Annotated in this window: 9 protein-coding genes; 5 read left to right on the forward strand and 4 right to left on the reverse strand. The window is 40.8% G+C overall.

Annotation, left to right across the window (positions count from 1 at the left end):
- Nucleotides 1–103: 103 nt before the first annotated feature.
- Nucleotides 104–637, forward strand: coding sequence for a hypothetical protein (locus tag MS6x_RS18200; RefSeq protein WP_482604094.1), 534 nt, complete (start codon nucleotides 104–106; stop codon nucleotides 635–637).
- A gap of 3 nt (nucleotides 638–640) precedes the next feature.
- Here the strand turns inward: MS6x_RS18200 and MS6x_RS18205 are convergent, their stop codons facing one another.
- Nucleotides 641–1,234, reverse strand: a complete 594-nt coding sequence (locus tag MS6x_RS18205) for a methyltransferase domain-containing protein (RefSeq protein WP_482604095.1) — start codon at nucleotides 1,232–1,234, stop codon at nucleotides 641–643.
- A 187-nt stretch (nucleotides 1,235–1,421) separates the two neighbouring features.
- Here MS6x_RS18205 and MS6x_RS18210 point away from each other — a divergent pair, with 187 nt between their 5' ends.
- Together MS6x_RS18210 and MS6x_RS18215 are read left to right on the forward strand one after the other, a co-directional pair.
- Nucleotides 1,422–4,661 carry a S41 family peptidase gene (locus MS6x_RS18210; RefSeq protein ID WP_482604097.1) on the forward strand — a complete coding sequence of 1,080 codons (3,240 nt, stop codon included), beginning with the start codon at nucleotides 1,422–1,424 and terminating at the stop codon, nucleotides 4,659–4,661.
- Between the two features lie 159 nt (nucleotides 4,662–4,820).
- Nucleotides 4,821–5,045, forward strand: coding sequence for a hypothetical protein (locus MS6x_RS18215; protein ID WP_482604098.1), 225 nt, complete (start codon nucleotides 4,821–4,823; stop codon nucleotides 5,043–5,045).
- Nucleotides 5,046–5,110: 65 nt separating this feature from the next.
- Here the strand turns inward: MS6x_RS18215 and MS6x_RS18220 are convergent, their stop codons facing one another.
- The 3 genes from MS6x_RS18220 to MS6x_RS18230 are packed head-to-tail and all read right to left on the reverse strand — an operon-like array spanning nucleotide 5,111 to nucleotide 8,600.
- A complete protein-coding gene (locus tag MS6x_RS18220; RefSeq protein ID WP_482604099.1) occupies nucleotides 5,111–6,358 on the reverse strand; it encodes a metal-dependent hydrolase family protein in 1,248 nt (415 codons plus the stop codon).
- 8 nt (nucleotides 6,359–6,366) lie between these two features.
- A complete protein-coding gene (locus tag MS6x_RS18225; protein ID WP_482604101.1) occupies nucleotides 6,367–7,797 on the reverse strand; it encodes an amidohydrolase family protein in 1,431 nt (476 codons plus the stop codon).
- A gap of 35 nt (nucleotides 7,798–7,832) precedes the next feature.
- Nucleotides 7,833–8,600, reverse strand: a complete 768-nt coding sequence (locus MS6x_RS18230; protein WP_482604103.1) for a CDP-alcohol phosphatidyltransferase family protein — start codon at nucleotides 8,598–8,600, stop codon at nucleotides 7,833–7,835.
- A 261-nt stretch (nucleotides 8,601–8,861) separates the two neighbouring features.
- On the opposite strand from MS6x_RS18230, the gene MS6x_RS18235 reads away from it, so the two are divergent.
- Both MS6x_RS18235 and MS6x_RS18240 read left to right on the forward strand, forming a co-directional pair.
- The gene (locus MS6x_RS18235) at nucleotides 8,862–12,257 is read left to right on the forward strand and encodes a ThuA domain-containing protein (RefSeq protein WP_482604105.1); all 3,396 of its coding nucleotides are present in this window, start codon (nucleotides 8,862–8,864) and stop codon (nucleotides 12,255–12,257) included.
- 226 nt (nucleotides 12,258–12,483) lie between these two features.
- Nucleotides 12,484–14,850 carry a PSD1 and planctomycete cytochrome C domain-containing protein gene (locus tag MS6x_RS18240; protein ID WP_482604107.1) on the forward strand — a complete coding sequence of 789 codons (2,367 nt, stop codon included), beginning with the start codon at nucleotides 12,484–12,486 and terminating at the stop codon, nucleotides 14,848–14,850.

Genomic DNA, 14,850 nt, shown 5'->3' on the forward strand with positions numbered 1-14,850 from the left:
AGTAATTGCAGATTAACGAAACATGTTTTTTTATTGGTCGTTGGAAAGTGTAACAAATAGTCAATCTTGACGTCCTAAGAGTACATCAATCAAATCAAAACCAATGAAAAATCTATTGACCCAAAAAGGAAGAATTTTAATAACTACCGTAGTCACTCTTTTGATATGGGGTCATGTTTTATGGGATTATACACATGAAGGGATACCTGTACATTTTATTTTACAAAGTAAAGATATGCCCGGTATACCAAATTGGTGGGGTGCTATTGTGTTGCCCTTCTTTACTTATTTTTTATTGTTTCGTATTTCTGAAAGGCTTAATCAATCAGAAAATAAAGAATCGCTACAACGCATTGGTCTACGTTTTTTAGGTGGAATCCTATTTGCCGTTAGCATTTCGGTCAGTTTTATGAATGGCAATGCCATTACCGATTACATTATGGGTCTAATTTTCATACTGGCTTTTGTATTTCCTATATATAAGTCAGAATACTTTTTGGGCTGGGTTTTTGGCAGTGCATTTTCTTTTGGGGCTATGATTCCCATACTGTTTGGAAGTATGTTATGTTTGATTTTCTTTTTAATCTACCAATTGGTTGCAGTTGTTAAGAGGGTACTGACGCCGAAAATTGACTAGAAATTATTTTTTGGTAAATAGCCCAAACAGTTCTTTTCCCTGCCTTGGCGTAATAGAATTATAGCAGGGTTCAAAAATTACGGTTTTAAAATAGGGTTCTAGATACTTTAAATAAAGTGTTTTATCCCCTCCAAAAGGTCGTTTTTCCATATCGTTTGTTAGTGGAAAATTGAACCAAAGGCCTACTAATTTTCCAAAAGGTTTTAAGAGTGATGCCATTTGTTTTGCATAAGCTGAACGGTTTTCATCGGTTGGAACAAAGGAACAAAAGAAGGTCTGTTCTATAATAACATCGTAATTGCCCTTATGTTCGAAAAAATTTCCGTGTACCAGTTGATTTTCAGGAAAATCGGGATTTCTTTTTTTAAAATTATTCAAAGGAAATTCCGAAATATCGATAACAACTACATTTTTAAAGCCTTTACGCCATAGATACTCCGCCTCATAGGCGTTTCCGGCACCCGGTATTAATAGTTGAAGGGATGTGTCTGTAAGTTGGTCTATATATTCTTTAATAGGAGTAGAGGGATACCCTATATCCCAACCGGTACTTAGATTGATATAGCGTTCTGTCCAATAGTTTTGTTCGTTTTTCATCTTATATGTAGCTTTTTTGCTAAAAGCCAGGTTAAGTTGGATTCAAATGTAAATTACAAGTTTTGGACTAATAAATTAACGCGGGACAACTAGTTTTTAATTCCGTTAACCACTTATACATTTCCTCTTTGTACTATAATAGCAATTACCTATCTTCCGTCACTTTTAATTTTCACCATAATAAGAAATGAGAAACCATTTATTTACCACAATTTGTATACTGCTCGTTACTGCACTCCAAGCTCAGGAAGCACCGCAATGGGCAAGGTATTCTGCTATTTCGCCAGATGGCACTACAATTGCGTTTACCTATAAAGGAGATATTTACAGTGTGGCCACCCAAGGAGGGGTTGCCAACCAACTTACGTTTCACACGGCACATGACCATGGTGTAGTTTGGAGTAAGGATAGCAAATCATTGGCTTTTGCTTCTAACCGCTTCGGTAATTTTGATGTATTTACAATGGACGCTAAAGGTGGGTCTGAAAAGCGATTGACCTTTCATAGCACAGATGAAATGCCATACACTTTTTCTGTTGATAATATGTCGGTTTTATTTGGTGCTGCTAGGCAAGATGCCGTTTCACATAGACAATATCCCATCAGTAGGCAGCCAGAATTATATAGTGTTGCGGTAACCGGAGGCAGGGTAAACCAGATTTTAACCGTTCCCGCGGAAGATGTACAGTTCAATAAAAATGGCACTGAAATGCTGTATCATGACAAAAAGGGATATGAAGATACGTTTAGAAAGCACCATGTTTCCGCCATTACTAGAGATATCTGGAAATACACTATGGAAACAGGTCAACATAGCATGCTTACCACGTTCAAAGGAGAGGATAGAAATCCAGTATATGCCAGCGATGAGCAAAGTATGTATTACCTGAGTGAATCTAGCGGGTCTTATAATGTTCACAAACTAAATTTGGATAATCCTTCACAAACTGAACAGCTAACTAAATTTAAGACGCATCCCATTCGTTTTTTAAGCATTGGTGGCGACACGATGGTATTTAGTTATGATGGGGAGCTGTATCGATTCAAAGAAGGTGGCGAACCAGAAAAAGTAGCTATTATCATCCGGACTCAAAACGCAGAAAATACAGTGGAATATGTAAGTGTGAATGGTGGGGTTCGGGAGATGGATATAGCACCAAACGGTAAGGAAATTGCTTTCATTAGCAGGGGAGAGGTATTTGTTACCTCTGTAGATGGTTCGCTAACGAAAAGACTTACAAATACGCCAGAGCAGGAGCGCTTTGTGAAGTTTACACCAGATGGTAAATCTGTGGCTTATGCGAGTGAAAGAGGTGGTAAGTGGACCATATATAAAGCATCAAAGACAAGGTCTGAAGAACCTTATTTCTTTGCGGCTACGCTGATAAAAGAAGATACTATGTTAGCGAAAAAAACAGATGTATATCTTCCGGAATTCTCACCTGATGGCGAATCTATGGCCTATATAGAAGGGCGTAGAACTTTGAAAATCAGAAATATAAAAACAAAATCGGACGTTACCTTGTTAACACCGGATGAATTATATCACTTTTCCGATGGAGATAAAAACTATAAATGGAGTCCGGATAGTAAATGGTTGTTGGTAGATTGGGGCGTAACGTTGAGCAATAATGAAATTTTACTAATTTCTGCCGATGGTAAAACTCGAATGAACCTTACGGAAAGCGGGTATTCGGATATTGCTCCTAAATGGGTAAATGAAGGAAAGCAATTGATTTGGTTCGCCAACAGAGAAGGACTTAAAAGTTATGCTACCAGCGGTAGCACGGAATATGATGTGTACAGTATGTTTTTAACCCAAGATGATTGGGATAAATTTAATATGTCCAAAGAGGAGTATGATTTGTTAAAACTTATTGAAGAGGGCGATAAAAAGGACGATGAGAAATCCGACAACGTATCGGACAAAAAGAAAAAGAAGAAGGAAGATACCAAAGAAAAGGAAACAGTAAAGCCGTTGAAGTTTGATATGGAAAATCTACGCGAGCGTAAAGCCAGATTAACCATACATTCTTCTAGACTTAGTGATGCCGTATTGTCCAAGGATGGGGAAAAACTATACTACATTACCCGTTTTGAAGACGACCTGAATTTATGGGAGACGGAGATACGAACAAAAAGTACGAAGATGCTGGTAACACTGGGTGCAAAATCGGGAAGTTTATCTTGGGATGCCAAACAGGAAAACCTCTTTTTATTGGCAGATGGCAAAATATCTAAAATTGATACCAAGGCAGCAAAAAACGAGCCGGTAAAAATCAACGCCGAAATGATTTTGGATGCAGATGCCGAACGCCAACATATGTTCGACCATGTTTGGTTGCGTACCAACGGAATTTTTTATACCTCGAATTTTCATGGTATCGATTGGAACATGATGCGTACAGAATATCAAAAGTACATACCCCATATCGGGAATTCCTATGAATTCGCGGAACTGTTATCGGAATTATTGGGAGAATTAAACGTATCACATGCCGGAGGAAGGTTTAATGATGATATTAAAAATGGAGATAAAACGGCGTCGTTGGGTATTTTCCGAGATTATGCGTATCAGGGTAACGGGATTAAGATTTTGGAGGTACTTAAAGGAGGGCCATTGGACAAGGCTGGTTTTGACCTTAAGCCAGGAATGATTATCGAAAAGATTAATGGGGAAACGGTCTTGCCATCAAGAGATATTGCCAGTTACCTAAATCGTATGGAAGGTCAGTTTACTTTATTGGATATTTTGGATGCCGATGCGAAACGAAAACAAATCACGGTAAAGCCGATAGGCTTGGGTGACGAGAGTAAATTATTATATAAGCGTTGGGTAAAACAAAACGAGGACGAAGTTGCTAAAACGAGTAACGGAAAGCTTGGTTATGTGCATATCCCTGGAATGAGCGATGGTCCTTATAGAACCATATATGACCGTATGATGGGTAAGTTTATTGATGCCGAAGCAGTAATCGTAGATACTCGGTTTAATGGAGGTGGTGATTTAGTGGCCGATTTAGCGATGTTTTTTACGGGAGTTCCCTTTTTGTCCTATGAAACCGAAGACAGAAAAGTAGGTGGTGAGCCAACCTCTCGTTGGACCAAGCCTACCTTGGCAATGTTTAACGAATCCATGTATAGTGATGGCTCTTGTTTTGCAAGCGGATATGTGGATTTGAAAATAGGGAAGACCGTAGGGATGCCGGTACCAGGTACCTGCAGTTTTGCCGGTTGGGAACGTTTGCCGAATGGTGGTGTTTGGGGTGTAGTGCCTGTAAGCGCCAAAAACAAAGCAGGGGAGTGGATGGAGAACAATGAGACTAATCCAGATATTTTGGTCAAAAATCAGCCAGAAGTAATAGCCAAAGGTCGCGATGAGCAGCTGGAACGTTCTATTGAGGTATTGTTAAAAGAATTGGAGTAGGCGGCGGTTGCTTGTTAGGCACTGTATACTGTTCCTTTAATAGGAAAATCTCGGATCGGAGCATTATGCAACTGTGGTTCCATAGTACGTCGGAGGTAAAAACTAGAAGCAGAAATAGAAAGCTTTAAAGTCCGTACCTTGCTATAATAAATAGCTACTATGAAACTAAATTTATTGTCATGCGATGCACAACGCCCGGATAAAAGAGCTATTGTTACTTGCCTTACGGATATCTCGCTAGGCGGTAATGATTCACTTTCTAACGAACTTATGTATATGCTACTGGAAGGCGATGCTGTTACCGTTGCGATAGAAGACAAGAATTCTGGCTCTGCCTTACGTGCGTTACGAAAACTAAGTATTGATTATGAAATAGTAGAATAGCAATTTTTAGGGGCCAAACTTATGAGGCGGCCATACCTGAATAAGATGGAATAATTTAAAAGGTATTAGTCTTTGTAGATTATCCCATTCTTCATAACAAAGCTTACTTCTTTCATTGCTGAGATGTTCTCTACTGGGTTACCTTTCACGGCGATAATATCCGCCAGAAACCCTTTTTTTAATTGTCCTAGGGTATCCAAATGAAACATAGTAGCGTTTCCCGAAGTCGCTGCCATAAGGACATCCAAAGGTTTCATGCCGTATGCCACCATTAATTCCATTTCCCTGTAATTTTCTCCGTGGGAAAACACACCAACATCACCTCCGAAAACAATAGGAACACCAGATTCTAAAGCGAGCTTAAAGGAGGCCTTCTTTTTCAAAATGCGTTCCGGATCGGGTTCTATACCTCTTTTCCAACCGCTATAACGGGTAATGGCATCTCCTGCTGCCAAGGTAGGACAGTAACCGATACCTTTTTCTTTCATAGATTTAAAAATTTCCATGGTACCTCCATCACCATGTTCAATGGTTTCTACGCCCGCAGCGATTGCCCTCCTCATGCCTTCCGGGGTGCTTGCGTGTGCTACAGCATATTTGCCTGCACTGGTTGCTGTGGCTACCATGGCGTCTAGTTCTTCTTGTAAAAACGTAGGTTGGGAGGCAGCACCCGGCGTCCAACGATAATCCGCATATATTTTGATTAGATCGGCTCCGTTACCCAATTGTCGCCTAACGGCCTCAATTACATTAGAAACCCCACTGGCGGGTTCTGCACCTAAAGGAACACTTACGCCGTCATGAAAACCCTTGGGACCATAGGCACCTGTAGCAACTATTGCCGGTCCTGCTACCAATAATCTTGGGCCAGGAACAATCGCTTGATCTATGGTTTTTTTAAGATATACGTCTGTATAGCCTGCTCCTTCCGCACCTAAGTCACGCATGGTGGTTATGCCAGCGAGTAATGAGGTACGGGCATGTATGGTTCCTCTAATGGCCCGTTCTACAGGTGATTCCTTCAATACTTGATCGTTCCAAGAAGTTTCATTGTACGGATGTAGTAACAAATGGGAATGTCCTTCTATAATACCGGGCATCAAAGTGGTTCCTGCAAGAACAAGAGTTTTTGCGTTTTTTGGCTTTTTAAGTCCACTTAACGGACCTGCATAGCTAATGCTATTCCGTTCCACGAGAACTACCCAGTCTGAATGTAACTCGGTACCATCAAATACGTGGTTGGGCTGTAAAACGGTTTGGGCATACGATAGCTGTAAAACCATTAAGGTAGTTAGTAGTACTAGTTTATTCATTTGTTTATTTACTTTTTGTCGTTTCTTAAAGATTCTAACCGTTCGATAAGTTCATTTTGCTCCCAGACTTTCCCTTGTTTAACGACCATTAGAATATTCTGTGTTTGTGAAATATCTTCAAGTGGATTTCCATTTAGCACTACAATGTCCGCTATTTTATTTATGGATATTTTACCATAGTCCTTATCTTTTTTTAGGAATTTGGCACCATTATATGCCGATGTTCTAATTGCTTCTAAAGGCGATATTCCAATGCTTACCATTTGCGCTAATTCTTTATGCAGCGAAATTCCGGGATAAGTATAGGAGTTATATGCTCCACTGTCAGATCCTGCTAATAAACCAACATCGGAACTGTGAAGGGATTTGGCAAGGCCACCGAAAAATTCTTGTAAAGCTTTACGGTCTTTCGTCTGTTGTTCGCTTGCATTTAAGGCACGCTGTATGCGCCCGTTATAGGTTTTTATAATGCCATCGTCCATATAGTGTAAATAGGGGTCGTTCTCATGATTAACTTCATCTAAGTAGCTTAAGGTCTCCCCGATGTGTAGTGTGGGAACAACATAGACTCCTTCGGTTTTTAACCTTGTAAACATACGTTGGGCGGTAGAATCTGAATAGCTTTCCATGAGTAAAGGCATGGCATCCCAAAACCCGATTTCTTTTCTCGCTAATTGTTCGGTTATCTCCCTTTCGTTGGAGGAACAGCCTTTCATAACGTAATATAAATGCTCCACGGCATCAACACCGGCGGAAATAGTTTCATGCAAGGTTACCGTAAAGGGCATGTGGCCAGAGCTTATCAAATTGCGCTTTTCAGCCTCTTTTATTGTTTTTAAATAGTTTTCGCCACTAATCTTGCTATCGTAGATTTTTACAAAGTCCACTGGAATTTTTTGTAGTGAATCCAGTGCTTTGATAATATCATTACTATCGGACACCTCCAAAGAACCTGCCCAAGTTCCATTTGGGCCATCTATTTTTGGTCCAGAAGTAAAGATGGTAGGTCCCAAGAGCTTCCCAGAGGCGATACTGTCTTTCCATTCCATTACGGAAGTGGTAAGGTCGCCACCGGCATCCCTAACTGTAGTGATTCCATTAGCCATAAATAATGTAAGAAAATCTTTATTTGCTTTAATCAAGGAATCCCCACCTCTAAAATGAACATGATTATCCCAAAAGCCTGGTAGGATAAATTTGTTGGACACATCCCTAATTTCTTTGGCGATTATATTCTGAGTGTCCTCAGTAGCGATTATACTCGTAACTCTGCCGTCTGTAATCAAAATATTCTGAACAGAAATAGTACCGGTTTCCAAGTCTATCACACTTCCATTTTTTAGAAGTAGGTCATAGGTGGTTTTTTTATCGACCTCGCAACTAACAATGCATAATAAGGCTAAAAAGATAGAAAATTGGCTGGTTAAATAGTTCCTCATAGTATCAATTAAGAATAGAGGGAAGGTAAAAATAATTACCGGTTTATAACCCTTCTTATCCCAATAAAGATGAAAATAAAGGCAGAATAACCGATGAAGAACGGTATAATATAGTGGTCAAAACCAAGAGCCAACATACAGCCGATGATTAATAACTGAAACCCGAGTCCGAAGGTAGATACTGCGGTCATGAACCACCGTGGGAGGTGTTCGCTATGCGCAGCTTTTCGGTCTAATGAATAGATGATGCGGTCAAAAACACCGTACAGCATTGTGTATAAATAAAATAGTAGGTCCACATTTTTCTGACTCTCGCCCTTTAGAGCCTTAGGTGTATCTGTTTCAAAAACCCTACTGGTGGTATCTCCGTCGTGCTTGTTCCTAAGAATTACATAGTAATAATTATACAACGTACCTTGTAATTGAATGCCAAAGAATGCAGTTAAAGTTAGACTTAGGGAACCATCGGTTACGTGCCAAATTGTGATAAGAATAAGTAGGTTTAAAATAATATCCGAAACCGAATCCAAATACCTACCGGTGTGAGAAGGGGTTTTCTTTTCTCTAGCGAGCTCTCCGTCCGCGGCATCCAAAACTGATTTTAAGAGAAGAAAAAATAGCGTCGCCCAATAGTACTGGTTCAAAAGACAGGCAATCGCTATAAAACCCGCAATTATGAACATGATGGTCACATGTATGGGCGTAAAGGAAGTATGTTTCAATGATTTTGCAATAACTCTTGCAGCAGGTCTACCGTAATCCGATAAATCCAAGAATTGATGTTCCTTGGGTAATTTTGACATGTGAATTGAACTTAGAAGGAAAACCAATAACGGAAACACGCTGGCTTGGTACACCTTTTAAATACCCTACAAAAATAGGGTTAATTTATAATCTATTAAAATGTAAGTGCTAATTGGGTATATAGCTTTGATTCGGTTGAATGCAATAAGATGAATACGATACTGGTGGCGATAATAAAAAAATAGAGTCCGAACCGTTGGTAAATCTTGTTTCTATGTTTACATTTAACTCTTGTTAATTTTTAAATGAAATACATTTCCATGAAAAAGTTCCCTGTTTTATTTGTATTATTTTTTGCTTTTGTTCTTTGTTCCTGTGATAACAAGAGGGAAGGGAGTCCTAAGGTTCTGGTGTTCTCCAAAACAATGGGCTTTAAACATGCGTCTATTCCTTCCGGGATAGCCGCCATTAACAAGCTAGGTTCGGAAAATGGATTCGTAGTAGATACGACAAAGAATGGGGAACTATTTACCGAGGAGAATCTAAAGCAATATTCCGCAGTTATTTTCTTGAGTACTACCGGAAATGTGTTGGACCATTACCAGGAGGCCGCTTTCGAGCGTTATATACAGGCAGGGGGCGGTTTTGTGGGAGTACATGCGGCAGCAGATACGGAGTACGATTGGAGCTGGTACAACAAGTTGGTAGGAGCACAGTTTTTAAGTCACCCTTCAGGAACACCGGAGGCCGATTTTCGTATTGCCGATAATACATTTATCGCTACTAAACATTTTAATGATGCTATTTGGCATAGGGCGGATGAAATTTATAACTATAAAAATATAAACCCAGACGTCAATGTATTGATGACCGTGGATGAAACTACCTACGAAGGAGGCGAAAACGGAGATAACCATCCCTTTGCTTGGTATCATGAGTTTGACGGTGGACGAGCGTTTTACACCGGCGCGGGTCATACCAATGAAAGTTTTACCGAGGTTCTTTTCTTGGAACATCTGTTAGGAGGAATTCAATATGCTATTGGTGGCAATGAGCGTCTGGATTATACCAAGGTTACCTCTCAAATACCACCGGAAATAGATCGTTTTTCAAAAATTACCTTGGCAGATGGGGAATTTTTCGAACCTACTGAGATGACCATTCTACCAAATAGCGATGTACTCATAGCACAACGAAGGGGAGAAGTCTTATTATATAGCGACGCGACCAAGGAAGTAACCGAGGTGGCCAAATTAGATGTGTACCATAAAACGTTAAATACGCCGGGCGTTAATGCGGAAGAAGGAATTATGGGGATACAGAAAGATCCTGATTATGCTACGAACAATTGGGTGTATTTGTATTATGCCCCTTCTGGAGATACAGATGTAAATAGACTGTCTCGTTTTAAATACTCGGACGGTGTTTTTGATATGGCTTCGGAACAAGTGATTTTAGATGTTGAGAGTCAGCGTGAAATATGCTGCCATACAGGGGGCTCTATCGCATTTGGTCCGGATGATCTGTTGTATTTGTCTACAGGTGATAATTCAACTCCATTTAATGAAAAAGGAGCAAAATATGTCAATAGTGGGTATGCGCCGTTGAACGACCTTCCCGGTCATGAGCAGTACGATGCCAGAAGATCCTCCGGAAATACCAACGATCTTAGAGGCAAAATTCTTAGAATAAAGGTCAATGAAGATGGAACTTATGATATACCGGAAGGAAACTTATTTGCGGTGGGCACGGAAAAGACCAGACCTGAAATCTACACTATGGGACACCGTAATCCTTACCGCATCTCCGTAGATAGCAAACGAGGGTATGTGTACTGGGGCGATGTTGGACCGGATGCCAGAGCGGATAGTCTTGAGACCAGAGGTCCTAGAGGCTACGATGAAATGAACCAAGCTCGCGAAGCAGGTAATTTTGGTTGGCCATTATTTATTGGCGATAACAAAGCGTATCGCGCTTATAATTATGAAACGGGTGAATCCGGTGACACTTTTGATCCGGAGAAACCGATAAACAATTCTAGGTTCAATACCGGGTTAACGGAGTTGCCAAAAGCCATGCCTGCTTATGCATTTTATCCGTATACGGCTTCCCAAGATTTCCCGCAATTGGGAACAGGAGGGAGAAACGCGATGGCCGGTCCAACGTATTATTCAGATTTGTATGAGGGCACCGAAAAACTGCCTAGTTACTATGATGGTAAAGTGATAATCTATGATTGGATGCGTGGTTGGATGAAGGCCATCCACTTGAACAAGGATGGTAGTTACGCTAAGATGGAACCGTTTGCGTCCGATATAAATGTGAATAACTTAATCGATATGGAAGTAGGCCCGAATGGAAAAATCTACTTGCTCGAATATGGAAGTGGTTGGTTTTCGAAAAATATTGACGCTGCTTTGGGTTATATAGAGTATAATGGTGGAAACAGACCTCCACTTATCGATAATTTAATTGTTGACAATACTTCTGGTCAACTGCCCTTGACAGTTACGGCAACCGTTGAAGCAAGAGATCGTGAAAAGGATGCGATGACCTATACTTGGGATTTAGGGAATGGGGAGGTAAAGGAAACTACAGAACCTCAAATATCTTACTCGTATGATAAGTCGGGAGATTATAGGATCAAGGTGGAAGTAAAGGATGCTGCTGGCGAATCTGCTAAAAGTAATGCGGTAACTGTTGTAGCAGGTAATTCAAGACCAGTTGTTACTGTTGATATTTTGGGAGGTAATACGTCTTTCTTTATTCCTGGTCAAGAGGTTCAGTACGCCGTAAGCGTAACCGATCCAGATGGTAATGGTGGAATTCTTGAAGATAATATTTTTGTGAGTGTCGATTATTTGGAAGGGATGGATAAAGTGGCGATGTCCGCTGGTCATCAGCAGGTATCTGCAGAGGTAACCGGTAAAGCACTTACACAGTCCTTGGATTGCAAAACCTGCCATAAAGAATTGGAAGCCTCAATAGGGCCCAATTATACAGATATCGCCAAAAAGTATAAAGACCAAAAAGATGCCATAGCGTACTTAAAAAAGAAAATAGTTTCTGGTGGTACTGGTGTTTGGGGAGAAGTGATGATGCCCGCCCATCCAGATATTACTTCTGATGAATCTAGGCAGATCGCCTTGTACATACAATCCTTGGCTGCGGATGGAAAACAGAAAGTATCCTTACCGATAAAAGGAAAGGTAAGGCCAGAGACTAAGAATCCTGGTGAACTCATGGTAATTACCGCAAGTTATACGGATGCAGGCGCCGAGGGAGCAATTCCTCTAACGGGCGCTACGACGGTAGCTTTGTCAAGTAACACAGTTGGGTTTTCAAAAACAACGAATACAAAGGACATGACCATTGTTACGTTTGGAGGACAGGATTTGCTACTTCTTGCAGGAGAAAGGGGATGGTTTGAAATCGACGATACAGATTTAACCGGGGTTAATATGATTATTTTAGGTGCAGGTTGGCAGGAAGCACCAAAAGCAGTCTATAATTTTGACGTCCGTTTAGATACTCCGGATGGGGCTATTATAGGCAATGGGTCTTTAGGTGTTCAGCCAGCAGGTTCACAAAGAGGGGCAATTCTATTGCCCTTGACGACACAGCCAAAAGGGAAGCATAAAATCTACGTTACAGGGGCAGTGCAAGAGGGCGAAACACCATCTATGCTCGCTATTGTAAATGCTACGTTCAATTAAGCACTATTATTTTTAGACACATAAGCCCGTTTTTGAGCGGGCTTTTTTCCCAAGTAGTTTGCCTGACCGTCTATTTTGCATCATGATGGAATAAAGATATTTTCAAGGATTTTTACGTGATAACCATCGTATTAGTGACTTATAAATTGTCATTAGTCGAATTTTAACTAGGTTAAAGGTTTTTTGTTGTTATTTTTAAGGGATATAATTAAGGATATCTACAGCTATGAAAGTCAATACTTATATCAGCACCTACGCAAGGGGGGCAGTCACGTTATCTCTTATGCTTCTCGTGGGCGCTTCGTATTATTCTTGCAAAGAAAATCCTTCTGTTTCTGAAAAAGTAATAGCGAAAGCTGATCTTGTTGGTATTCCGGATAAAATTGATTTTACTTTTGATGTAAAGCCTATACTTTCAGACCGTTGCTTTATCTGTCATGGCCCGGATAAAAATGCCATTGAGGCAGGGTTGTCCCTCCATAAGGCAGAAGACGCGTATGCCGCACTAGGAAAATTAAAGGATAGATTTGCGATCGTGCCTCATAAGCCCCAGGAAAGCGAATTGGTAAAACGCTTGTATAGCGAAGACCCAAATACGGTTATGCCTCCTCCGGAGTCTAATCTAATACTCACAGCAAAGGAAAAGGCTATTTTAGAGAAATGGATAGCACAAGGAGCCGAGTATAAGGACCATTGGGCCTTTATCCCACCAGTAAAACCTGAAGTTCCAGAAACTAAAATTTCGGATTGGGGCGTTAATGAAATTGATGATTTTGTTTTGGATAAAATTCAGTTGAACGGACTGTCACCCTCACCGCAAGCGTCAAAGGAAAAACTAGCAAGACGTGTTGCTTTTGACCTAACCGGACTTCCCCCATCCCCTCAACAGATAGAAGCATTTGTCAACGATACCTCCGATGAGGCTTATGAGCGAATGGTAGATACCCTACTTGCCACCAAAGATTTTGCGGAACACATGGCTTCCGAATGGATGGATATTTCACGTTATGCAGACACCCATGGTTATCAAGATGATTTTGAACGGACTATGTGGCCTTGGCGCGACTGGGTGATACATGCGTTTGACGAAAATATGCCCTATGATAAATTTGTAACCTACCAGTTAGCGGGCGACCTTATGCCCGATGTAGATTTAGAAAAAATGGTGGCTACTGGCTTCAATAGAAACCATAAAATAACCTTTGAAGGGGGTATTATTCCAGAAGAATACCATATAGAATATGTAGAGGACCGCCTACAAACATTTGGGACTACGTTTTTGGGACTTACCGTGGAGTGCGCACGTTGTCACGACCATAAATACGATCCGGTAAGTCAAAAAGAACATTTTGAGCTATTTAGCTTTTTCAACAATAATAAGGAAAAATTAATTGTTCCGCCTATAGGCTCAACTCCGGAACCTTATATAACCATTACAGAAAAAGATACGGAAGGTATTCTAGATTTTGTGAACATGCAGAATTCCCCTAAGAAGGAATTGGAATTAATGGTGATGTACGAGCGGGAAGAAAGCAAACCGGCGTTTATTTTAAACAGAGGTGCCTATGATCAACCTACCGATGAGGTATTTCCAGATACCCCTAGCTCGGTATTATCTTTCCCAGAGACCTATCCAAGAAATAGACTAGGACTTTCCCAATGGCTGTTCAATGATGAGAATCCGCTTACGGCTAGAGTTACCGTAAATCGACTATGGCAGCGCATGTTCGGAACCGGTTTGGTAAGTTCTTCTTATGATTTTGGAAATCAAGGAGCCTTGCCTACACATCCGGAACTATTGGATTATCTGGCCATAAAGTTTAGGGATGAAGGTTGGGACACAAAAAAAATGCTGAAATACATGGCCATGTCCGATACCTATAAACAAAGTGCGGTGACCACGCCCGAGCTCTTGGAACAAGATCCGGAAAATAAATTGTTGGCTCGGGCTTCTAGATTACGACTTACTGCGGAAATGATACGAGATCAAGCCTTGGCGATAAGCGGCCTTTTGGTAAAAGAAGTAGGAGGGCCTAGTGTAAAACCATATCAACCGGCAGGAATTTGGGAAGAAACTACCGGTGGTGGTGGTGGAAGTACCTCTAACTATGTAGAGGGTACTGGAGATGATTTATATCGTAAAAGTTTATATACTTTTTGGAAAAGAACGGTTCCTCCTCCGAGCATGATGACCTTTGATAGTGCTTCCAGGGATTTATGTTCCGTAAAACGGCAGGAGACCAATACCCCGTTGCAGGCCTTGGTTTTATTAAATGACCCGCAAATGGTTGAGGCTGCGAGGGCTTTGGCTGCAAATACGGTTAAAAAGTATCCTAAAAATATCGAAAAGCAAATCGGATATGTGTTTCAACGGGCTACCTCCAGATTACCTGATGCCGAAGAAACTACTATGCTTTTGGAGCACTACAAGGACATGCGCACAAAAATGGATAACGGGGTCTTTGAGGCATCCGAATATTTGACCATAGGTGAATTTAGCTCAGAAACGGGAGTACCGGAAAAGGATTTGGCCTCCTTGGCTTTGGTAGCGCATACCATACTCAATCTGGATGAAACAATTACAAGAGGATAG

Source organism: Maribacter sp. MS6, assembly GCF_056839185.1.

What these genes read in the sequence shown, in the direction of transcription:
- MS6x_RS18200 (WP_482604094.1), top strand. Translation starts at nt 104, where the DNA reads ATGAAAAATCTATTGACCCAAAAAGGAAGAATTTTAATAACTACCGTA.
- MS6x_RS18205 (WP_482604095.1), bottom strand. Translation starts at nt 1,234, where the DNA reads ATGAAAAACGAACAAAACTATTGGACAGAACGCTATATCAATCTAAGT.
- MS6x_RS18210 (WP_482604097.1), top strand. Translation starts at nt 1,422, where the DNA reads ATGAGAAACCATTTATTTACCACAATTTGTATACTGCTCGTTACTGCA.
- MS6x_RS18215 (WP_482604098.1), top strand. Translation starts at nt 4,821, where the DNA reads ATGAAACTAAATTTATTGTCATGCGATGCACAACGCCCGGATAAAAGA.
- MS6x_RS18220 (WP_482604099.1), bottom strand. Translation starts at nt 6,358, where the DNA reads ATGAATAAACTAGTACTACTAACTACCTTAATGGTTTTACAGCTATCG.
- MS6x_RS18225 (WP_482604101.1), bottom strand. Translation starts at nt 7,797, where the DNA reads ATGAGGAACTATTTAACCAGCCAATTTTCTATCTTTTTAGCCTTATTA.
- MS6x_RS18230 (WP_482604103.1), bottom strand. Translation starts at nt 8,600, where the DNA reads ATGTCAAAATTACCCAAGGAACATCAATTCTTGGATTTATCGGATTAC.
- MS6x_RS18235 (WP_482604105.1), top strand. Translation starts at nt 8,862, where the DNA reads ATGAAAAAGTTCCCTGTTTTATTTGTATTATTTTTTGCTTTTGTTCTT.
- MS6x_RS18240 (WP_482604107.1), top strand. Translation starts at nt 12,484, where the DNA reads ATGAAAGTCAATACTTATATCAGCACCTACGCAAGGGGGGCAGTCACG.